The organism is Janthinobacterium saanense, assembly GCF_014200675.1.
Taxonomy (GTDB): domain Bacteria; phylum Pseudomonadota; class Gammaproteobacteria; order Burkholderiales; family Burkholderiaceae_D; genus Janthinobacterium.
Genome location: NZ_JACHCI010000002.1, coordinates 422064 through 443108 on the forward strand (window position 1 = coordinate 422064; position 21045 = coordinate 443108).

At 61.9% G+C, this 21045-nt stretch carries 14 protein-coding genes and 1 pseudogene; 9 read left to right on the forward strand and 6 right to left on the reverse strand.

Annotated features, from left to right (window positions below; translation table 11 throughout):
• Window positions 1-96 precede the first annotated feature (96 nt).
• Window positions 97-798 (forward strand): annotated as a pseudogene (locus HDE72_RS04780) (GNAT family N-acetyltransferase); the annotation flags it as partial.
• Between the two features lie 295 nt (window positions 799-1093).
• On the forward strand, window positions 1094-2530 hold the full coding sequence (locus HDE72_RS04785) for a catalase (RefSeq protein WP_183737572.1): 1437 nt from the start codon (window positions 1094-1096) through the stop codon (window positions 2528-2530).
• A gap of 77 nt (window positions 2531-2607) precedes the next feature.
• Here HDE72_RS04785 and HDE72_RS04790 read toward each other — a convergent pair whose 3' ends face one another.
• Entirely contained in the window at window positions 2608-2925 is a 318-nt protein-coding gene (locus tag HDE72_RS04790; protein ID WP_183737573.1) for a hypothetical protein, read from the reverse strand.
• Window positions 2926-3042: 117 nt separating this feature from the next.
• Complete coding sequence (locus tag HDE72_RS04795) at window positions 3043-4224, reverse strand: chymotrypsin family serine protease (protein ID WP_183737574.1); 1182 nt, start codon at window positions 4222-4224, stop codon at window positions 3043-3045.
• A gap of 244 nt (window positions 4225-4468) precedes the next feature.
• On the opposite strand from HDE72_RS04795, the gene HDE72_RS04800 reads away from it, so the two are divergent.
• Genes HDE72_RS04800 through HDE72_RS04810 form a run of 3 tightly spaced genes read left to right on the forward strand, consistent with a single transcriptional unit; the run spans window position 4469 to window position 9143 of the window.
• On the forward strand, window positions 4469-6505 hold the full coding sequence (locus tag HDE72_RS04800) for a serine protein kinase (protein WP_260176494.1): 2037 nt from the start codon (window positions 4469-4471) through the stop codon (window positions 6503-6505).
• A 2-nt stretch (window positions 6506-6507) separates the two neighbouring features.
• Entirely contained in the window at window positions 6508-7749 is a 1242-nt protein-coding gene (locus HDE72_RS04805) for a DUF444 family protein (protein ID WP_183737575.1), read from the forward strand.
• The gene (locus HDE72_RS04810) at window positions 7746-9143 is read left to right on the forward strand and encodes a SpoVR family protein (protein WP_183737576.1); all 1398 of its coding nucleotides are present in this window, start codon (window positions 7746-7748) and stop codon (window positions 9141-9143) included. The genes HDE72_RS04805 and HDE72_RS04810 overlap by 4 nt, the downstream gene beginning before the upstream one ends.
• Here the strand turns inward: HDE72_RS04810 and HDE72_RS04815 are convergent.
• Together HDE72_RS04815 and HDE72_RS04820 are read right to left on the reverse strand one after the other, a co-directional pair.
• The gene (locus tag HDE72_RS04815; RefSeq protein WP_183737577.1) at window positions 9118-10221 is read right to left on the reverse strand and encodes an SDR family oxidoreductase; all 1104 of its coding nucleotides are present in this window, start codon (window positions 10219-10221) and stop codon (window positions 9118-9120) included. The genes HDE72_RS04810 and HDE72_RS04815 overlap by 26 nt on opposite strands.
• Window positions 10221-11513, reverse strand: coding sequence for a nucleotide sugar dehydrogenase (locus HDE72_RS04820; protein WP_183737578.1), 1293 nt, complete (start codon window positions 11511-11513; stop codon window positions 10221-10223). The genes HDE72_RS04815 and HDE72_RS04820 overlap by 1 nt, the downstream gene beginning before the upstream one ends.
• Before the next feature lie 209 nt (window positions 11514-11722).
• On the opposite strand from HDE72_RS04820, the gene prsT reads away from it, so the two are divergent.
• From prsT to HDE72_RS04835, 3 genes are read left to right on the forward strand one after another with little or no spacing between them, the layout of a single operon-like run.
• Complete coding sequence (gene prsT, locus HDE72_RS04825; RefSeq protein WP_183737579.1) at window positions 11723-14503, forward strand: XrtA/PEP-CTERM system TPR-repeat protein PrsT; 2781 nt, start codon at window positions 11723-11725, stop codon at window positions 14501-14503.
• Window positions 14504-14512: 9 nt separating this feature from the next.
• Window positions 14513-16924 carry a hypothetical protein gene (locus tag HDE72_RS04830; RefSeq protein WP_183737580.1) on the forward strand — a complete coding sequence of 804 codons (2412 nt, stop codon included), beginning with the start codon at window positions 14513-14515 and terminating at the stop codon, window positions 16922-16924.
• Window positions 16921-17676, forward strand: a complete 756-nt coding sequence (locus HDE72_RS04835; protein WP_183737581.1) for a S1 family peptidase — start codon at window positions 16921-16923, stop codon at window positions 17674-17676. The genes HDE72_RS04830 and HDE72_RS04835 overlap by 4 nt, the downstream gene beginning before the upstream one ends.
• Before the next feature lie 3 nt (window positions 17677-17679).
• On the opposite strand, the gene HDE72_RS04840 is transcribed toward HDE72_RS04835, so the two are convergent.
• Complete coding sequence (locus HDE72_RS04840) at window positions 17680-18426, reverse strand: N-acyl amino acid synthase FeeM domain-containing protein (protein ID WP_183737582.1); 747 nt, start codon at window positions 18424-18426, stop codon at window positions 17680-17682.
• A 205-nt stretch (window positions 18427-18631) separates the two neighbouring features.
• Entirely contained in the window at window positions 18632-19252 is a 621-nt protein-coding gene (locus tag HDE72_RS04845) for an XrtA/PEP-CTERM system exopolysaccharide export protein (RefSeq protein WP_183737583.1), read from the reverse strand.
• Between the two features lie 243 nt (window positions 19253-19495).
• Here HDE72_RS04845 and HDE72_RS04850 point away from each other — a divergent pair, with 243 nt between their 5' ends.
• Window positions 19496-21025: an XrtA system polysaccharide chain length determinant gene (locus HDE72_RS04850; protein WP_183737584.1), complete on the forward strand. Its 1530-nt coding sequence runs from the start codon at window positions 19496-19498 to the stop codon at window positions 21023-21025.
• The last annotated feature ends 20 nt before the right edge of the window (window positions 21026-21045 follow it).

Here is a 21045-nt window from a genome sequence, read left to right on the forward strand (position 1 = left end):
ATATACCCGAACTGGATCTTGTGATGGTGCCGCGATGACCGTATCGTGCCCTCTGGAGCCGGCATGGTGCCGCTCCACTCCTGCCGAAAGCACGCCATGTCTACCTTTGTAAACGAACTCCAGCAACCAATCGGCGCCCCCCTGCCAGCCTGGACCACCCGCCCCCGCCCCGAACGCATCAGTTTGCAAGGGCGCTATTGCCGCCTGGAAGCGCTTGATGCGCACCGCCATGCGGGCGACCTGTATCACGCCTATGCGCAGGCGCCCGACTACCGGGGCTGGACCTATATGGTGCATGGCCCGTACGCGGATGCTGCCAGCTACCGTGTGTATGCCGAGCAAGCCGCGCAAAGCATGGATCCATTGCATTTCGCCGTGATCGACTTGCGCAGCGGACGTGCCGTCGGCACCTTGGCGCTGATGCGCGTCGATCCGGCCCATGGCGCCATCGAAGTGGGCCATGTGATGTTTTCGTCCAGCCTGCAGCGCACGCCCGTGTCGACCGATGCGCAATTCCTGCTGCTGCGCCACGCCTTTGAAACGCTGGGCTACCGCCGCTATGAATGGAAATGCGACAGCCTGAACGCACCATCGCGGCAAGCGGCGCTACGCCTGGGTTTTCAGTTCGAAGGCGTGTTCCGCCAGGCCAGCGTGTACAAAGGCAGGAGCCGCGATACCGCCTGGTTTTCCATTATCGACAGTGAATGGCCGGCGCTGCGGGCGGCCTTTTTGCAATGGCTGGCGCCAGACAATATGCTGGCCGATGGGCTGCAGCGCCAGTCGCTGGCGGCCTTGCGCGAGCGCTGCCGTCTATCATTTTAGGCAAGCTTCATTGCGCTGCGTCAATCGTGTTGGGGGTGACAAGGACGACAGGCTATGATGGGTTTGCTGCCTTCGCTGGCGGCGTCGCGATGTTATCGTCCCGGAAAGATGACACTGATATTGCTTTTTAGAATCATTCTGGACCAGCCCGGTAAGCTTGCACGCATCCCAGCCAGTGTTACAAGAAGGTAGGGAAAAGGCGCAGGCATAAGCGAAAAACGTGCATGCACATCAGGCCGGCCCCTTGCCCTTCTCACTCAGAAAGAGTCCAATGAAAAAGCTCACCACCGCCGCCGGCGCGCCTGTAGTCGACAATCAAAACATCCAGACAGCGGGGCCACGGGGCCCTGCGCTGCTGCAAGATGTCTGGTTCCTGGAAAAACTGGCCCATTTCGACCGCGAAGTGATCCCGGAACGCCGCATGCACGCCAAGGGCTCGGGAGCTTATGGCACGTTTACCGTCACGCACGACATCACGCGCTACACGCGCGCAAAGATTTTTTCAGCCGTGGGCAAGAGTACGCCGATGTTTGCGCGCTTTTCCACGGTGGCCGGCGAACGGGGAGCGGCCGATGCGGAACGCGATATCCGCGGTTTCGCCCTGAAGTTTTATACGGAGGAAGGCAACTGGGATCTGGTGGGCAACAACACGCCCGTCTTTTTCATGCGCGACCCCTTGAAATTCCCCGACCTGAACCACGCCATCAAGCGCGACCCACGCACCGGTTTGCGTAGCGCCAACAGCAACTGGGATTTCTGGACCTCGCTGCCCGAAGCGCTGCATCAGGTGACCGTGGTCATGAGCGACCGGGGCTTGCCGCGCAGTTTCCGCCACATGCATGGTTTCGGCAGCCATACCTTCAGCTTCCTGAATGCGCAAAATGAACGTTTCTGGGTCAAATTCACCTTCAAGACCCAGCAAGGCATACAAAACCTGAGCGATGCCGAGGCCGAAGCGCTGGTGGGGCAAGACCGCGAGAGTTCGCACCGCGACCTGTATGAAAGCGTTGAAAACAAGGATTTCCCGCGCTGGACCCTGTACGTGCAGATCATGCCCGAAAAAGAAGCGGGCACCTACCACATCAATCCCTTCGACCTGTCGAAAGTGTGGCCGCACGGCGACTATCCTTTGATCGAAGTGGGCGTGCTGGAACTGAACCGCAATGCAGAAAACCACTTTGCCGAAGTGGAACAAGCGGCCTTCAACCCGGCCAATGTGGTGCCAGGCATCAGTTTTTCGCCAGACAAGATGTTGCAGGGACGCTTGTTTTCCTATGGCGATGCGCAGCGCTACCGCCTGGGCGTCAACCATGCCCACATCCCCGTCAATGCGCCCAAATGTCCATTCCACAGCTACCACCGCGATGGCCAGATGCGTGTCGACGGCAATATGGGCGGCACGCTTGCGTACGAACCGAACAGCAAGCAGGAATGGGCAGAACAGCCCGATTTCCGCGAACCGCCGTTGAGTCTGGAAGGCGCGGCCGATCACTGGAACCACCGGGTCGATGAAGATTATTATTCACAGCCGCGCGCCCTGTTCCATTTGATGACGCCGCCACAGCAGCAAGTGCTGTTCGACAATACGGCGCGCGCGATTTCCGGCGCCTCGGCCGAAGTCAAGCAACGCCATATTGGCAACTGTACCCTGTGCGACCCGGCCTATGGCGCGGGCGTGGCTGAAGCGATCGGCAGACTGAGTAAATGAATAAGTAAATAAGTAAATAAGTAAGTATCAGCATAGACAAGAGCCGGCGTCCTTCCAGACGCTGGCTCTTTGCGCGTTTACCGTTGCAGGATATCGATCTGGCCCGTGATGCTTGTTTCCACCGCGTAGCCTTCCACCTGGGCCGGCACGCGCTGCCGGACCGAGGCATCGCGCACATACAGCACGATGGTTTCGTTGCCGCGCAGGTTATGGCCCAGGCTGACGCCTTCCACGCCCTCGATGGCCATCAGCGCGCGCTCATTGCGCCGCTTCGCCGCTTCCAGCCTGCCGTGCGTGACGGATGGCGCCGCCATGCCGCCGCTATCGGGCAGATAAGGCATGGCGGCATCTTCCGCCAGCAGATAGGGATCTTGCATAAATTTGCTGTTTGACATGATCTTCCTCCTGTCGCCGCGCGCAACGCTGCCGGCTACCTTATCATCATCGTGCAAAACGGGCGCTTGCGCAAGCAGACATGCGGCCGAGCCCAGGGAATCTTGCTCAAGTATCAATCAGGTGTACAGGCTGATATCAAGCGCCACCACTACCCGCCGCATCTGGTTGGCGAACGTGATATTGCCGCCGCCAGCAAACAGCAGGCCGACCGGGTTGCGCTGCTGGTTCCAGGTCCAGATCGAGGAACCGGAATCGCCGCCCGCGCTGAAGGCCCCGCTCAAGCCCTGGATGGCGATCTGGTCCTGGAATAGCGCGATCCTGCCGCCGCCGTAATTGACATTGATCGTCGCGCCCAGGCCCGTGATGCGCCCCTGCGTCAGCTGCGTGGTGCGTCCGGATTTACCAACCAGCATGCCCAGCGCCGGTGCGACCAGGGCACTGCTGATACGGAAATAGGCTGGCACGCCGCCGCTGAGAAACACCAGTTCGCGCCGCACGCGGTCCGGCCACGCCCAGCCGGTGGTGCAATCGACAAAGTTGACGCCGCCGCTGAAATTGATCGGCACGAAACGTTCCAGGGTGGCAATCTGGTCTTGCGGACATTTCCCGCCGTCAATCGGCCCCGGCTGCACGATGCAATCGCCAAACGCGCCGCCATTCGAGTTGGCCAGCACGTGATTATTACTAAGGATCATCAAACGGCTGTTGCGCGGCGGGCTGCGGCCCACCGCCAGGCAGGCGATGGAGCCTGCCGTGATGCGGAAATGCCCGACCGAGACGCCACCCGGCGCGGGCCGCAAACGAAAACGGTGCGGCTGGGCGTCGATCACGCCCGTGACGACGATGTTGATGGGCACATTGTCGCTGGCGATGGCGCGGATGCCCATCGCCGACACGATGGCCGCCTTGGCCCGGTCAACCGAGGTCGGTTCGGCCACATACAAGGTCAGCGCCGGCAAGCCGGGTTCGCCCGAGGAGCGATCGCTGGCGCCCTCGCCCAGGCCTATCGAGACACCCTGGATATTGCCCGCATCGTTGAAGGCATCGACGGCGCGCACGCCGGCCGCCTGCGAAATGGCCGCGCGCATGCCGTCCTCGATGCTGCGCTTCATTTCCAGCAATTCCATGCTGACGCCGGCCAGCGCATCCTGGACCTCCGTCACCGAGGCGCTTTCCACGCCAGCATCGCCCTCGCCTGGCGCGGCAAATTGGCCCACGGCTTCTTCATCGTCGGCGCTTTGTCCCTTGCCGGCGCCACCGTCTGGCGGCGTGCTGAATCCTTGCTCATTGTTCATCATTTTGTTCTCCTCGTGGATGGGCTTCCACAAGCAGTGTGGGCCGCTGATGGCGGCCGATATTGATCTGGATCCAAGTGTCCAGGTGCCTCAGCACATGAGAAATGATTTCAAAACGACTACGCAAATAGTTCCACCTTTTGACTTGAGCGACATCAGGAGTGTGAGCGGGGCCGGCGGCGACAGCGCCCTATACTGAGATGGCACACTGGAAGCAGCGGCCTGCCACCGGAGGGATAGAAGAAAGATGACGATATTTCGCACGACGCCACAATATCCGGCAACAGCTGGCGGCAGCGAGACTCCCGGTGGCCGCACCGTCGACGCCAGTGCGGCGGACACTGGGGACGATGACGCTACGCAGCGCACCAGCCTGATGCGCCGCATGGAAGCGTTCACGGCGGAACATCGCGTGGACCGCTGGGATGGCGTTTTCGCCGATTTCATCAGCCATATCCTGCCCGGCAGCGCCGCCCAGTTGGCCCGCAACGCGCATCAATATCTGTGGGACATGATGCGCTGGAGCGGCCATACGGACAACGGCGGCCATTTCCGCTGCCGCCTGTTCGACCAAGAACTGTTCGGCATCGACGAGGCCATCGACCGCGTGGCCGCCTATTTCAAGGCCGCCGCCGCCGGTTCCGAGGTCGGCCGGCGCATGCTATTGCTGCTGGGCCCGCCTTCGGGCGGCAAGTCGACCCTGGTGATCCTGCTCAAGCGCGGGCTGGAAGAATACAGCCGCACGCAGGAAGGCGCTGTATATGGTATCGCCGGCTGTCCCGTGCACGAATCGCCGCTGCATCTGGTGCCGCAAACCATGCGCGCCGCTTTCCGCGACAGTTATGACGTCGATATCCACGGCGAACTGTGCCCGCATTGCCGCGCCCGCCTGGAAGAACAGCATCATGGCGACTTCCTGCGCATGCCGGTCGAACGCATCATGATTTCCGAGGCGGGCCGCTGCGGCGTGGGCACCTATGCGCCGCACGACCCCACCACGGCCGACCTGGCGGACCTGGTCGGCTCGGTCGACCTGTCGAAGGTGGCCCACTATGGCGATGAAGGCGATCCGCGCGCCTGGTCGTGGTCGGGCGCCGTGTATGCGGCCAGCCGTGGCATGCTGGAAATGATAGAAATCCTCAAGGTCAAGCGCGAATTTCTGTACCTGCTGCTGACCCTGACGCAGGAAAAAAATGTCAAGGTGTCGCGCTTTCCGCTGATTTACCTCGATGAATGCATACTCGCACACACGAATCTGGCGGAATTTCGCAAATTCCTGCAAGAAAGCGAGAACGAAGCCTTGCTCGACCGCATGGTCATCGTGCAAGTGCCGTACACGCTCAATTACCGCGAAGAAGCACGCATCTACCGCAAGCTCATCCTGTCGGCCGCGCCCGCCTTCCGCGATGTGCACCTGGACCCGCACGTGCTGCATGCCGCCGCCGTGTTCGCCATCCTGAGCCGCATGCAGGAAGGCGACGACAAGGAAAGCGAACTGGTCAAAAAGCTGCGCATCTACGCCGATGAAGAAGTGGAAGACTTGAACCAGGCCGAAGTGCGGCGCCTGCGCGACAGGGACAAGGCGCCCGAGGAAGGCCTGGCCGGCGTCTCGCCCCGCTTCGTCATCAATGCACTGTCGCACGCCATCATTTCCGCGCAGCGCAACAGCCTGTCCACCATGGATGTGCTGCTGGCCCTGAAGGACAGCATCGAGAACGACGCCCGCATCGAGCCCCGGCGCAAGCGCAAGTGGATCGATTATCTGGTGCTGACGCGCAAGGATTTTTATAACCGCTGGGTCAAGGCGGACGTGCACAAGGCCTTGTTCGTCTCCTTTGAGCAAGAAGCCCAGGATTTGCTGAACAAGTATCTCGACGAGGTGGAAGCCATGCTCGACAACCGCCAGATTCGCGACCCGATCACCAATGAAGAGCGGCGGCCCGATGAACGTTTCCTGCGCGCCGTGGAAGAAAAAATCCATATCACCGATTCCGGCAAGCAATCATTCCGCCAGGAAGTGGTGCGCAAGGCCATGGGCGCCTTCAAGCGGGGCGAGCCATTTGGCCTGGCTAGCCACGTGCAATTGCATGACGCGGTCCAGCAATACCTGTTTGAACAGCGGCGCGACGTGCTGCGCCTGGTCAGTTCGGCCAAGCGCCCCGATGACGATGTGCGCAACAAGATTTCCGCCGTCGAACAGCGTCTGGTCGATGAATATGGTTATGACGCCCACAGCGCGCGCGAAGCGCTCAACTATGTCACCACCTTGCTGGCACAGGAATGACGATGCAAGAAGCCAGCAGCGTGCCTGCCGATCCGAACCTCAAGCCAGAACGCCAGTCCGCATCCGAGGCAGCGCAAAGCTGGGCACAGCCTTGGTACGCCCTGTTTTCGCGTGGTGCGCGCGACTGGCTGCGGCATAGCCAAAAGGTGCGCGACGCCGTGCAGGCGCACTTGCCCGAGCTGATCACTGGCGCCGACGTCATCAGCGGACCGCAGCAGCGCCAGGTGCAAGTGCCCGTGCGCCTGCTGGAGCACGCCCATTTCCGCCTGGCGTCACCGCGCAGCAGCAACGGTGCGGGCCAGGGCAAGGGCGAACCGGGTGACATATTGCGCGCTGCGCGGCCGCTGGGCATGGAGGGTGAACCTGGGGAAGGCGACGGGGGCGATGGCGAAGGCGAGGTAGGCCTGCTGCTGGAATTTGCCGTCGACGACATCATGGACTGGCTGTGGGAAGAGTTGAAGCTACCGAACCTCAAGCCAAGACAACTGAGCACGATAGAGGATGTGGCCTATGTGCGGGCTGGCTGGGACAAGCACGGCGCGCGTTCGCGACTGGACCGGCGGCGCACCATGAAGGAAGCGATCAAGCGGCGCGCAGTGCAGGTTCAGACGCAAGCGCAGCCGGTCGCCTTCACCAATGAAGACTTGCGCTTCCGCCAGTTGCTGCTGAAACCACGTCCCAGTGCAAATGCCGTGGTGTTTTTTGTCCTCGACGTGTCGGCCAGCATGGCGCAAGCTGAACGCCAGCTGGCCAAATCCTTCTTTTTCTTCGCGCTGCAAGGCTTGCGCCGCAGTTATGCCAGGGTGGAAGCGCGTTTCATCGCCCATACGACACGGGCCTGGGAATTTTCCGAGGAAGAATTCTTTCAAGTCAATGGCATGGGCGGCACCATCGCTTCGGGCGCCTTTCGTCTGGGCCGCGAATTGCTGAGCGAACACTATGCGCCCGGCCAGTACAACGCCTACCTGTTTTATGCTTCCGATGGCGAAAACTTCAGCGAAGACCGCAGCGCAGCCAGCCTGGCCCTCAGCGAGCTGCTTCCCTTGCTCAATTACATGGGCTACGTGGAAACCGTGCCGGGCATGCCGCGCACCCTGGAAACAGAAATGCACCGCCTGTGCGCCGAGCAGGAACGCCACGGTTTGCCCCTGCACAGCAGCATCCTGGCCAAGACAGACGATGTCTGGGCCGCCATCCGTACCTTCTTTCTACACGAAGGCGCCGAAGCGAAGGCTGCGCCATGAAGGAGGAAGCTGCCACACTGGCCAGCTACGCGGCGCGCATCGAGGCGCTGGCCGTGGAACTGGGCCTGGACTTCCATCGCGTCGATTTTGAACTGGTGCCGAACAGCTTCATGGCCGAGATTGCCATTTATGGCTTGCCTGTGCGCATGCGCCACTGGTCTTTCGGCTTGCGCTATATACAACAGCTGGTGCAGCAGAAAATGGGGAATTCACACATCTTTGAAGTGATGTTCCCCGGCGACCCCTGCCACGCTTATATGGCAGAAAGCAATTCCGTGGCCGAAAACACCCTGGTCACGGCGCACGTGCTGGGCCACGCCGATTTTGCCCGCCGTAATCAGTTGTTCGCCCGTTTTGGCGCCATGGCCGGCATGCATATCCTGGAACAAAGCGCGGCGCGGGCGCACCGTATCGAGCTAGCCTTGCAGCGCCATGGACAGGACAAGGTGGAAGCCATACTCGACGCGGCATTGGCGCTGGAACAGCATGTCGACATCAACCTGCCGCTGCACCGCGTGCGCTATCCCGACACGGCCGGCGCCGCCGCCTTGCCGCCCCCCTCGCCCCTGACCACCTTTAGCCAACGCTACCAGCATTTGCCGGGCGAACGCGCCGCCACGGAACAGCCTGCCGAACGCCCCTTGCTGCCGCCGCAAGCAGAAAATGACTTGCTATGGTTCATCGCCCAATATGGGCCGGAGCTGGCAGACTGGGAACGCGACATTTTCCTGGCCGTGCGCGAAGAGTCATTTTATTTCTATCCCGTCTATGCCTGCCAGATCATGAATGAAGGCTGGGCCTCGTACTGGCATGCGCGGCTGTTGCGTGAAGCCGATTTCCTGCCGCCAGCCCTGTATCTGTCGGCCATCAAGTCGCATTCGGACGTGGTGCGGCCATATGCCGGTGAACGGCAACTGGCCCTGTCCTTGAATCCCTATCACCTGGGATTTTGCATGTGGGAACACATTATCGAACGCCAGGGCCTGGAAAAAGCGCGCCAGATTTGCCGTGATGACGATGATTTCAGCTTTATCCGCAATTACCTGGATGCGGAACTGGCCGACGCGCTGGGTCTGTTTGTGCACGAAAGCCGGCACGATGGCGAAACGCGCCTGGCCAGCCGCGACCTGCAGGCAATCCGCGAAGCCATCCTGGCGCCCAAATACAACTATGGCGCACCCTGCATCGCCGTTACCCTGCTCAATGATGATGGCAGCCTGGTGCTGCGGCACGACCACCAGCGCGACGGCCGGGGGCTGGACCTGGAGCAGGCTGAGCGCGTGCTGGCCTATGTGGCCAAGGTATGGCGCCGGCCCGTGAGCCTGCATACGGCTGACTTTCGCGGCACGCCGCGCATGCTGGGCAGCGTCAAGCCTGGGAAAGCGGATCAGTAAGCGGCTCCAGGCGCTCCGGGGCCGCATACCAGGCGATGGTTTTGCGCAAGCCCTGGCGCAGGTCGTGCGTGGGCGCGTAGCCCAGCAAACGGGCCGCCTTGGCGATATCGGCTTGCGAATGGCGCACGTCGCCGTCGCGGAAGTCGCCATACTGTGGCGCCTGCGGCAGCAATTCGGGGCAGCTCAGGCGCAGCATGGCTTGCATGGAGGTATGCAACTCCGTCAAGCTGGTGCGCGCATTGACGGCCACGTTATAGACCTGGTTGATGGCGGCCGGATCGGTGCTGAGGGCGGCGAGGATATTGGCTTGCACGGCATTGTCGACAAAACAGAAATCGCGGCTGGTGGCGCCATCACCATAGATGTGCACGCTCTGTTCGGCCAGCATGGCGCTAATCCAGCGGGGTATTACGGCGGCGTAGGCGCCCAGCGGGTCTTGCCGGGGGCCGAAAACATTGAAGTAACGCAGGCCCACTGTTTCAACACCATAACAGCGCGCATAGATTTGCGCATACAGCTCGTTGACATATTTGCTCAAGGCATACGGAGAAAGAGGCGCACCGATCTGCGCTTCCACTTTCGGCAAGGCCGGATGGTCGCCATAGGTGGCGCTCGAGGCTGCATACACAAACCGCTGTACCTGCGCCGCGCGGGACGCCGCCAGCATATTCAAAAAGCCGCTGACATTGACGGCATGGCATAGCAGCGGGTCTTCGAGCGAGCGCGAAACGGAACCCAGCGCGGCCTGGTGCAGCACGAAATCAATGCCGGTGCAGGCGGCGGCGCAAGTGTCGCCATCGCGGATATCGCCCTCCAGGAAAACGAAACGTTTCCACGCGTTCTCGCCCACGCTGGCCCGCACCTGTTCCAGGTTGTGCCGGTGCCCCGTCATGAAATTATCGAGTCCCCGCACCTGCTGGCCCAGCGACAGCAAGGTTTCCAGCAGATGCGAGCCGATGAAACCGGCCACGCCCGTCACCAGCCAGCGCCGTGGCCTGTCGGCCAGCTGGGCGCACGCCCGGCCATAAGCGTGCGCGCCAGGGTGAAGCTTCACATCAGGTTTGAGCTCGGCCGCCATCACAGCCGCCACACATGCAGGCCACCCTGCTCGAGTACGCGGACATCGAAATGCGACTTGATGTCGATGAAGCAACCGCTTTCCACCACCTTGGCCTGGTAGTCGCTGAGCGGGCGGGCCAGCAGCCCCTGGTGCGACACGGCGCTGATCAGCGCTTCCGCCTGCGGCAGCTGCTCCCAGCTTTTCAGCACCAGGCCATATTCTTCCAGCGCCTCGCGGCTATCGGCCACCGGGTCGTGCACATGTACTTGCACGCCATACGATTGCAATTCATGGATCATGTCGACCACCTTGGAGTTGCGCAGATCGGGACAGTTTTCCTTGAAGGTCAGGCCCAGCACATTCACGTGCGAGCCTTTCAGCTTGAAGCCGGCGCGCACCATTTCCTTGATGGTTTTTTCCGCCACGAACTTGGCCATGCCGTCATTGATGCGGCGCCCGGCCAAAATCACATGCGGGTGATAACCGAGCATTTCCGCCTTGTGGGTCAGATAATAAGGGTCGACGCCGATGCAGTGGCCACCTACCAGGCCGGGCCGGAATGGTAAAAAATTCCATTTGGTTCCCGCCGCCTGCAGCACTTCCAGCGTATCGATGCCGATACGGTCGAAAATGATGGCCAGCTCATTCATCAGCGCAATATTCAAATCGCGCTGCGTGTTTTCGATCACCTTGGCCGCCTCGGCCACGCGGATGCTCGAGGCCCGGTGCACGCCGGCCTCGACCACGCCTTCGTACAGCCGCGCCACCAATTCCAGGGTGGCCGCGTCGTCGCCGGACACTACCTTGCGGATACTGCACAAAGTGTGTTCGCTGTCGCCCGGATTGATGCGTTCAGGCGAAAAACCCACGTGGAAATCCTCGCGCCAGCGCAGGCCGGAATGGCTTTCCAGCAAGGGAATGCAGATTTCCTCGGTGGCGCCCGGGTAGACGGTGGATTCGAAGATGACGATGGCGCCCCGTTTCATATGGCGCCCGACGGCGGCGCTGGCGCCTGCCAGTGCCGTGAAATCGGGATTATGGGCGCTGTCGACGGGCGTGGGCACGGCCACGATGATGAAGTCGGCCTGCTGCAATTCGGCCGGATCGCAGCTCACGCTAAGCCATTGCGCGGCGCGCAGCCGGGTTTCACTGATTTCCCCGGTCGGATCGATGTAGCGCCGGTAGCTTTCCACCTTGCGTTCAGACAAGTCGAAACCTATCGTGCGCTGCCGCGTGCCGAAGGCCGCCGCCAGCGACAAGCCCACGTAGCCCAGCCCCACTACGCCCACCACGCCCGCTTGCCTGTCCATAGTGTTTACTCCGAATGGTTGCTGATTCGGAAATTCTACGATTGCAGGCCCAGCCATTCTTGAGCGGGCACAAGGAACACCGGGAGCCAGCAGCGATGGTGGCTGGCAATTGGCGGGCCCTTGAGCGCAATCAATGAGATGGGCGGCCATCTTTTTTACTCTAGAGTTTCCCCTATCTTTTTCTGCGCCCGTCCCCACCGGAGATTCCCATGGCCCTGGCATTTTCGTCCAAGCACCGTGTCTTGCCTGCCGTGGCCCTGTGCGCCATTTTGCTGCCGGGCATGTTGACGGCCTGCCACGGCACGCAAAATAGCGACAGCCTGCTGGCCGACGCGCAGCAATACCGCCAGAAAGGCGAGGCGCGGGCCGCCATCATCCAGCTCAAAAACGTTTTACAGAAAGACCCGGAAAACAGCCAGGCGCGCCTGTTGCTGGGCGATATCTATATCGAAACGGGCGAAGTGCTGTCGGCCGAAAAAGAGCTGCGCAAGGCAAAATCGCTGGGCGTGCCGGCCACGCAAGTCATGCCCTTGCTGGGCAAGACCTGGCTGATGCAGGGGCAATTCGAGAAAGTCCTGAGCGACTTGCCGGACGACCCCGCGCAGCCGCAGCCTATCCTGGCCCTGCGCGGCGACGCCCTGCTGGCGCTGGGGCGTCAGGATGAAGCGCGCGCACTGTATCAGCGCATGCTGCAAGCGCAGCCCGCACAAGCCGATGCCCTGCTGGGCCTGGCGCGCATCGCCGCGCTGGACCAGCAATTGCCGCAAGCCGAGTTGCTGATCGCGCAAGCCTTGAAACACAGTCCGGCCAATCTGGAAGCCTTGCGTCTGTCGGGCGACCTGCTGCGCCTGCAAGGCAAACCTGACGAGGCCCGCAAGGCCTACGCACACATCACCACGCTCAAGCCTGCCGATACGCAAGCCCATATCGACCTGGCCAATCTCGACATCGAGCAAGCGCGCTACAGCGAAGCGGGCGCGCAGCTGGCGGCGGCCCGCAAAACGGCGCCCAACAGCGTGGGCGTGCTGCAGGCGCAGGCGCTGCTCGATTTTCGCCAGGGCAAGAACAAGGCGGCGCTGGAAGCCTTGCAGCTGGTGCTCAAGGCGGCGCCCGAGCATATGCCGGCGCTGCTGCTGGCGGGCGCCGTGCAATTGGCGCTGGGATCGCCACAACTGGCGGAGAGCTATTTGCAACGATTTCTGGCCGTCTACCCCAAACATCTGTATGCCAACAAGATGATGGCCTCGATCCAGCTGATGCGCGGCAATAGCGATGGGGCCATCGACTTGCTGATGCCGCTATTGCAAAGCAATCCCGACGATGTGGAACTGCTGTCGCTGGCCGGCGAGGCGCATTTGCGGGCCCGCCGCTACGACAAGGCCAGCGCCTACTTCGAAAAGGCCGCCCTGCTGGCGCCCGATACGGCCAGGCTGCATGCGGCGCTGGGCGTGAGCCGCCTGGGCATGGGCGAAAACGGGCGCGCCATCAATGAACTGGAACGCGCCACCATGCTCGATGGCAAAGCCCCGCAAGCGGGCACCATGCTGGTGATGACCTTGCTGCGCAACAAAGAAAATGCCAAGGCGCTGGCTGCCGTGCAAGCCATGGAAAAGCAGCAAGGCAGCAACCCTTTGCTGCTGAACCTGAAAGGCGGCGTGTATCTCGCCCAGCACGATTTGCCGGCCGCGCGCGCCGCCTTCGAACAGGCGCTGCGTTTGTCTCCCACTTACCTGCCGGCATTGAGCAACCTGGCGCAGATCGACCTGGCCGAGAAACAGCCGGGACGGGCCAGGCAGCGTTTCGAGACGGCGCTGGCGAAAGATCCGAAAAATGCCGATCTCAGCGCCGCCCTGGCCAAGCTGGCGGCAGCGCAAGGTAAATTGGCCGAAGCGCAGCGCTGGCTGGAAAAAGCCCATGCAGACCACCCGGACGCCGTGCCGCCGGCCCTGTTGCTGAGTAATTTCTACCTGCAGACGGGTGCGCCGCAAAAAGCGCTGGACCTGGCGCGCACCCTGCAAAGCGGCCACCCTGGCGACACCGATGCGCTGGCCTTGCGCGCCCAGGTGGAATACAGCGCGGGCCAGCCGCAGGCGGCGCTGGACAGTTATCTGCAACTGGCCAAGGTGCAAACCACGTCCGCGCCCCTGCAAATGCGTATTGCCAGCCTGCACCTGGCCTTGAACGACCATGCCAGCGCACTGCATGCCGTGAAGCGGGCACAGGTGCTGGACCCTGAGCTGCTCGACGCCCAGGTGGTCGAAGTGACCATGCAGCTGGCCTTGAACCGCCCGCGCGAAGCGCTGGCCGTGGCCCGCAAGGTGCAGCAGCAGCGGCCCAAACTGGCGGCCGGCTATAAACTCGAAGGCGATGTGCTGATGGCGCAAAACCAGCCGCAGCAGGCGTTCAAGCTGTACGAGCAAGCCTACCAGATCAGCAGTATCGGCCCCTTGCAAGTGCAGATATACCGCGCCCTGCACCAGGCGGGACAGGACAAGGAAGCCGACCGGCGCATGGCAGCCTGGCTGGCGGCGCACCCGGACGACACGGCCACCCGCATCTACCTGGCCGGCAGCAAGCTGGCCAGCAAGCAATACCGGGCCGCCATCGAACAGTATCAGCAGATCGTTGCCCGCGACGCCGGCAACCTGGTGGCGCTGAACGACCTGGCCTGGGCCTATCAGCAAGACAAGGATGGCCGCGCGCTGGCCACGGCCGAACAGGCGCACAAGCTGGCGCCCGAAAATCCGGCCGTGCTCGACACCCTGGGCTGGATCTGCCTGGAACAAGGCGACGTCAAGCGGGCCACGACCCTGCTGCGCAAGGCGGCCACCCTGGCACCCAAGTCGGCGGAAATCCAGTATCACCTGGGCGCCGCGCTGGTGAAATCGGGCGACAAGCTGGAGGCGCGCAAGCAACTTGAACAATTGCTTGCCGCCAACAAGGAATTTCCGCAACGGGCCGACGCGCAAGCCCTGCTGGCCCAACTCTAGGGCATGACCATGGCCAAGCTCGCGGCGCGCCTGCTCGCCGTGCTGGCCGGCGCGGCCTTCGTCCAGGCGCTGCACTGGTATCCGCTGGGCCACGGCTGGCCCAGCTGGCTATTTGCCGGCTTGCTGCCCGTCTATTTCCTGCTGCTGTGCTGGCGCCCTGCGCTCTGGCTGTTTTGTCTCCCTGCGCTGCTGCCCGTGCTGGACCTGGCGCCATGGACCGGTTGGTTTTTCCTGGAAGAAATCGACCTGCTGCTCTTGCTCACCGTGGCTTGCTGTTACTGGCAGTTGCACAAGAGACCCGCTACCCTGAGCCTCTCGCCAGCCGCGCGCCTGTGGCTGCTGCTGTGCTGCCTGGCCTGGCTGGCCGCGCTGCTGCGGGGCTTGCTGCCGCTGCCGCCCTGGGACGCCAACGCCTACAATAACTACCTGAGTTCCTACAATAGCCTGCGCCTGGGCAAAGCCTGGGCCTGGGCCATGCTGTTGCTGCCCTTGCTGCTGCACGACGCGGGCCATGGCGGCTGGCGCCGCTACGCCTTGCCGGGCCTGCTCACGGGCCTGGCGCTGGTGGCTGGCTGCGCCTTGTGGGAACGCGCGGCGTTTCCCGGCTTGCTCAATCTGTCCAGCGACTATCGCATCACGGCGCCGTTTTCCGCCATGCACACGGGTGGCGCCGCGCTCGACGGCTATCTGGCGCTGGGCCTGCCATTTGCCGTGCTGTGGCTGCTGCGCGCACGCACGCGCTGGCACAGCGCGGCCGCCCTGCTGCTGCTGGCCATGGTCCTGCATGCTGCGCTGGCCACTTTTTCGCGCGGACTGTATGCGGCCATGCTGGCTGCCGCAGCGCTGGGCATGGTGTATGCAGTGAAAAAAATGCTGGCTGGCATGCCAGCGACGCAGGGCAGCCCGAAAGGCCGCCTTGCACTGTGCTTGCTGCTGGCGGCGGCAGCAGCGATTGCCCTCATCGCCATGTTCGGCAGCGCCGGCTACCGTGGCTTGCTGGCCGCCGTGGTCTTGTTCAGCGCATCCTTCGTGCTGGCGACGCAGGCGCTACCCTGGCGTCTGGCGCCAGGCGGCGTGCTGTGCGCGCTGGCCATCGAAGCTGTACTGGCCATGCTGTGGCCCGCCGACGTGGCCGGCTGGCTGAAAGCACCGTATTTTCTGTTCTTGCTGTCGGCCTTGCTGCTGACTGGCGCCTTATGGCCAGGGAGGCGTCCGCCTGGCCCTGTCCGGCTGTGCGTGGCCATGATGGCGTGGACCATGCTGGCCTGCAATCTTGCCTGGATCAGCTGGCATTGGGGCGGCAAGCCGGCCTTGCCTGGCGCTATCCTGGCCGTGCTGCTGGCCGCCTGCATGCTGTGCAATCGGCGCCTGAGTCCGCCGCTGTGGCGTTTGCAGCGCGCCAGCCTGAGCCTGGCGGGTGCGGCGGCCGTGCTGCTGGCGCTGGCGGTGCCCGTCTCGGCCAGCTATTACGCCACGGAACGCTTCGCCACCAGCGCCGGCGATTTGCAGGGCCGGCTGCGCCACTGGCAAGCTGCGCTGGACATGATGCCGGCGGACGCGGCCAGCGCCGCGTTCGGCATGGGCCTGGGCACGTTTCCCGCCAGCTATTACTGGTACAACCCGCTGCGCGAGGTGCCGGCCCGCATTGCTTACCTGGATGAAGCAGGCGAGCGCTATGTGCGCCTGGCCAGCCCTGGCTATAGCGCGGGATATGGCGAACTGCTGCGGCTGCTGCAAAGGCTTACCGTGCTGCCCAACACCGCTTATGTGCTCGCACTCGATGTACGCCGTGCGGCCGCCATGCCCGTGCTGCAAGTACGGTTGTGCCAGCGGCAACTGCTGTACGCGCAAAATTGCATCTCGGCCCCCCTGCGTTTGCGGGCGGCTGACGGTCTGTGGCAACACTATGCCTTGCCCATCAACAGCGCCTGGCTGGGTTCAGGCCATTGGCTGCAGCGCCTGCCGGTGCAACTGGAGCTGGCGGCCAGCGGCACGGCTGTCTCGTCCGTGATCGATATCGACAATCTCAGCCTGCGCGCGGCCGATGGCCTGGAACAGATCGCCAACGGGCAATTCACGCAAGCCAGCGATGACTGGTTTTTCAGCAGCGACCACCATCATTTACCCTGGCATCTCAAGAACCTGTTGCTGCAACTTTATGTCGAGGGCGGCCTGTGCAGCGTGCTGGCCATGCTCGGCCTGCTGATGCTGGCCAGTTCCCGTTTGCTGCGGCAGCACAGCCTGGGCCATGCCAGCATAGCGGCCCTGGCCGCCATCCTGGCCTTCCTGGTGGTGGGCCTGTTCGACAGCCTGCTCGACGTGCCGCGCATCGCCCTGCTGTTTTATCTATTGCTGCTGGGCGCGCTGTTGCAGCCGGCCAGATCCTCCCACACATTGCCCCAGGAAAGCCCGCCGCCATGAAAACCATGCTGACATGCTTGTGCCTCTGCTTCTGCCTGCCACCCGCCTGCGCGGATTCGCTGGAGCAAGTGATCGCCAGGGTCAAACCCTCCGTCGTCGGCGTGGGCAGCTTTCAAAAGACGCGCACGCCGGCCCTGAGTTTTATCGGCACCGGTTTCGTCACGGGCGACGGCTTGAGCGTGCTGACCTGCTCCCATGTCATACAAAAACTGCTGGACAGCAACCCAAGCGAACTGGTCGGCATCCTCACGGGGCACGGCGACACGGCGCAATTCCGCTCGGCCACCGTGGTCGCCATCGACGCCGAGCACGACCTGGCCTTGCTGCGCCTCGCCGGCGAGCCGCTGCCCGCCTTGCAGCTGGGCGACGCCGGCAGCGTGCGCGAAGGCCAGGCAATGGCCTTCACGGGTTTTCCGCTGGGCATGCTGCTGGGCCTGCATCACGTGACCCACCGCGCCACCGTGTCTGCGCTGACGCCCGTCGTCATGCCCAGCGAAAATGCGCTGCGGCTGGACGTCAAACGCCTGGCGCAACTGCAAAAGTCCCCCTACACCGTGTTCCAGCTCGACGCGACGGCGTATCCGGGCAGCAGCGGCAGCCCTTTATATGATCCGGAAACCGGTCTCGTCTACGGTATCGTCAACATGGTGTATGTCAAAGGCTTGAAGGAAAGCGCCATCAGCACACCAAGCGGCATTACGTATGCCATTCCAGGCGTGCACATGCAGGCGCTACTATTAAAAAAACCGTAGCGTTCAGTTACGTCCCTGGCGCAAACGGTCGGTAATGCCAGGCTCATCCCATGTAGGAAAAAAAAAGGGGTAAAACGATCGTTCACCCCCATGTTGTTCCATCAAACCGCCGTATTTGCGTATCTGCTCTCCCATATAACCCAGGTCTAGCCGTAGCAGCACGGCGGGCGCGCCCACGCGCGTGCATTCGCGCTCGCCGCCGAAGTCCCTGAATCCCAGCATGCGCTTGTAAAACACCACGTGACGCGGATTGACTTCAATCACGTAATCCGTAAAGCCATGGATGTTGTGGGCATAGATATAGGAAATATGGATCAAGGCGGCAAACACGCGCTTGCTGACGCCCTTGTCGATGGCCAGGCGCGACGGTTCGCACAGCAGCCGTCCCTGCGCACGCAATTCGTCGAGCTTGTCGCGGAAATTTTCATCGGCCGGCAAGCCGGTCTCGTCATTATCCAGGCAAAGGGTCATGGTGCCGACGGTGGAGCCGGCCGTTTCTGCAAACAGGGTGATTTTATTGAGTGCATGGGCAATGCCGGGATCGACGGCATAACCGCGCCAGCCATACATCTTGCGTATCAACAGGCTGGCTGCTTCGCGGCGCCCGCGCGAATTGGCCATGCGGATATGAAAGCGCTGCAAATCAATTTCGTGTTCCATGGCGGGATCGATCCTGCCCTCGCCCACCACCAGGTCGCTGAAACCGCCAGGCGTATCGAAAGAAATAATAGGTTCGTCTTCAAAGCTCATCTTGTCCTCGCTATCAATGGCTGTCCATGTTTGAGACGGACTGAAGCCAATGCCTTGTGACAAGAGGAAAAGTAGAGAAGTTCCCGCAATACGCGAAAAAAACCAAAGAAATTAGCAGGAAATGATCAAAGAAACATGCTTAAATTTTCCCGCGAGTATAAAAAGACAAATAAAGTGTATCTTTTGACAGCAAGTTCAGGCGCGGCTAAAAAAAGCTTTCCGGGATTAATAAGACGTCGCCGGGCCGCATCATGATATTGGCGGAAATATCGCCGTCTTTCAACAGGTCATCGATGCGCACGCGCAACTGCTGTTGCTGTCCTTCGCGCACGCGGATGATGCTGGCCTTGTTGCCGGCCGCAAAATCGGTAATGCCGCCCACGGCGATCAGCACGTCCATCAGCGACATGCCCAGCCGGTATGGCAGAGCCTGCGGCTTGGCCGCTTCGCCGATCACCCTGATCTGTTCCGCGTAGGGGCCGGAAAAATTGGTGACGATCACCGTCACCACCGGTTGCTGGATGAACTTGCCCAGCGCCTGTTCGATATCGCGCGCCAGCTGGGTCGAAGTCTTGCCGCTGGCCGGCAAATCTTCCACCAGCGGCGTGCTGATCTTGCCGTCGGGCCGCACCGCTACCGTCAGCGACACTTCCGGATTGCGCCAGACGAGGATGTTGACGGAGTCGCCCGGCCCGATCAGATAGTCGTGCAAGGGCGCGTTGTCCTCGGCCGGCGCCAGCGGGTAGCGCGTGCGGCAAGCCGCCAGCAGAGCCAGCGCCGCCAGGGCCAGTCCCCTTTCCATCACTGCACGGCGAAACAGATTCATGCTGGACCTCTTAAAGTCGATGATGCGGCCATGAGGTCGCCCAGATTAGCCGGGCTGTGCCGCGAACTTCCTATGATTATGAGATCGCAGCAAGTGATCCTTGAGGCGCATCAAGAAGCCTTCATCTGGGGAAATTTTTCTAAGGAGCAGCCCTATACTTTGCTTACTCGACAAGAGAAAAGTTCCCCGCCATCCCATGACACCCGTTCATTGCACCGATCGCCCTGACCTGAAGGAATTGAGATGGAGGAATTAATACAGCAATTACTTTCCAGTCTCAAGGGGATCTGGAAGTACCGCTGGCATGCGCTGCTGGTCGCCTGGCTGGTGGCGATTGCCGGTTTCATCAAGGTGATCAGCCTGCCCGACGACTTTCAAACCTCGGCGCGCGTGTTTGTCGATACGCAAACCATCCTGAAACCGCTGATGGCCGGCATGACCAGCGTGCCCAACACGGAACAGCAGGTGGCCATCATGAGCCGCACCCTGCTCAGCCGTCCCAACGTGGAACGCGTGATACGCATGATCGATCTCGATATCGATACCAAGACCGTGCGCGAACATGAGGCCCAGCTCGACGACTTGATGAGCCGCATCAAGATCACCGGCACCAACGCCTTCGACATTTACACCATCAGCTATAGCGGCAGGCAGCCCAAGGTGGTGCGCGACGTGGTGCAAAGCCTGCTGACGATTTTTGTCGAAGGCAGTTTCCAGGGCAAGAAAGGCGACTCGCAAAAAGCCGTGCAATTCATCGATGAGCAGATCAAGAATTATGAAGAGAAACTGAGTTCGGCGGAAAACCTGCTCAAGGAATTCAAGATCCGCAACAACCTGCTGCTGCCGCGCCAGGGTATCGATTATGGCAGCCAGCTGCTGATAGCGTCCGATAGCCTGAATAATGCCAAGCTGGAACTGCTGGAAGCGGAACAGGCGCGCAAGGCCATCCATAGCCAGATCGAAGGCGACGAACCGGTGCTGGACCTGGAACCGAGCGCGTCCGCGATCAGCAATCCCGAACTCGACGAGCGCATCGCCGCCATCAACAAGAATCTCGACAGCCTGGCGCTGCAATATACGGAGCTGCACCCTGACATCATCGCCTCGCGGCGGCTGGTGACGCAGCTGGAAGAACGCAAGGTCGAAGAAAGCAAGCTGCGCGCCGCCGCTGGCGATCCCGGCAAGAATTACAGCCCCATGCTGCAGCAAATGAAGGTGGCCCTGACCGAAGCCGACGCCAAGGTGGCCGCCATCAAGGCGCGCGTGCAGGAATTCAATGCCCGCAACGAGCGCCTGCTGGCGCAAAGTAATGCCGTGCCCGAGGTGGAATCGCAACTGGCGCAGCTGAACCGCGACTACATCATCAACAAGGATAACTATGAAAAGCTGATCGGCCGGCGCGAAGCGGCCAAACTGTCGGGCGAGCTCAGTTCGACCACCGACATGATGGCTTTCAAGATCATCGATCCGCCCACCGTGCCGTTTTCGCCGATGGGGCCGAACCGGCCGCTGCTGTTCAGCGCGGCCTTGGGCGCCGCCCTGGGCGCCGGCGTGGCGGCGGCATTGCTGATCAGCCAGATTCGCCCCACCTTCCTCAGCCCGGCCGAATTGCGCGACGCCACCGGCTTGAGCGTGCTCGGTACCGTATCGATGAACTGGACCACCTTGCAGCAGGTGCGGCGCCAGCGCGCACGCTACGGTTTTGGCGCCTGCCTGGGCGGCCTGTTCCTGCTGTACGGCGGCGTGATGGCGGCCGCGCTGTTCAAATTCTAGAGACCGGCACCGGGAGACGC

What these genes read in the sequence shown, in the direction of transcription:
- HDE72_RS04785 (WP_183737572.1), top strand. Translation starts at nt 1,094, where the DNA reads ATGAAAAAGCTCACCACCGCCGCCGGCGCGCCTGTAGTCGACAATCAA.
- HDE72_RS04790 (WP_183737573.1), bottom strand. Translation starts at nt 2,925, where the DNA reads ATGTCAAACAGCAAATTTATGCAAGATCCCTATCTGCTGGCGGAAGAT.
- HDE72_RS04795 (WP_183737574.1), bottom strand. Translation starts at nt 4,224, where the DNA reads ATGATGAACAATGAGCAAGGATTCAGCACGCCGCCAGACGGTGGCGCC.
- HDE72_RS04800 (WP_260176494.1), top strand. Translation starts at nt 4,469, where the DNA reads ATGACGATATTTCGCACGACGCCACAATATCCGGCAACAGCTGGCGGC.
- HDE72_RS04805 (WP_183737575.1), top strand. Translation starts at nt 6,508, where the DNA reads ATGCAAGAAGCCAGCAGCGTGCCTGCCGATCCGAACCTCAAGCCAGAA.
- HDE72_RS04810 (WP_183737576.1), top strand. Translation starts at nt 7,746, where the DNA reads ATGAAGGAGGAAGCTGCCACACTGGCCAGCTACGCGGCGCGCATCGAG.
- HDE72_RS04815 (WP_183737577.1), bottom strand. Translation starts at nt 10,221, where the DNA reads ATGGCGGCCGAGCTCAAACCTGATGTGAAGCTTCACCCTGGCGCGCAC.
- HDE72_RS04820 (WP_183737578.1), bottom strand. Translation starts at nt 11,513, where the DNA reads ATGGACAGGCAAGCGGGCGTGGTGGGCGTAGTGGGGCTGGGCTACGTG.
- prsT (WP_183737579.1), top strand. Translation starts at nt 11,723, where the DNA reads ATGGCCCTGGCATTTTCGTCCAAGCACCGTGTCTTGCCTGCCGTGGCC.
- HDE72_RS04830 (WP_183737580.1), top strand. Translation starts at nt 14,513, where the DNA reads ATGGCCAAGCTCGCGGCGCGCCTGCTCGCCGTGCTGGCCGGCGCGGCC.
- HDE72_RS04835 (WP_183737581.1), top strand. Translation starts at nt 16,921, where the DNA reads ATGAAAACCATGCTGACATGCTTGTGCCTCTGCTTCTGCCTGCCACCC.
- HDE72_RS04840 (WP_183737582.1), bottom strand. Translation starts at nt 18,426, where the DNA reads ATGAGCTTTGAAGACGAACCTATTATTTCTTTCGATACGCCTGGCGGT.
- HDE72_RS04845 (WP_183737583.1), bottom strand. Translation starts at nt 19,252, where the DNA reads ATGAATCTGTTTCGCCGTGCAGTGATGGAAAGGGGACTGGCCCTGGCG.
- HDE72_RS04850 (WP_183737584.1), top strand. Translation starts at nt 19,496, where the DNA reads ATGGAGGAATTAATACAGCAATTACTTTCCAGTCTCAAGGGGATCTGG.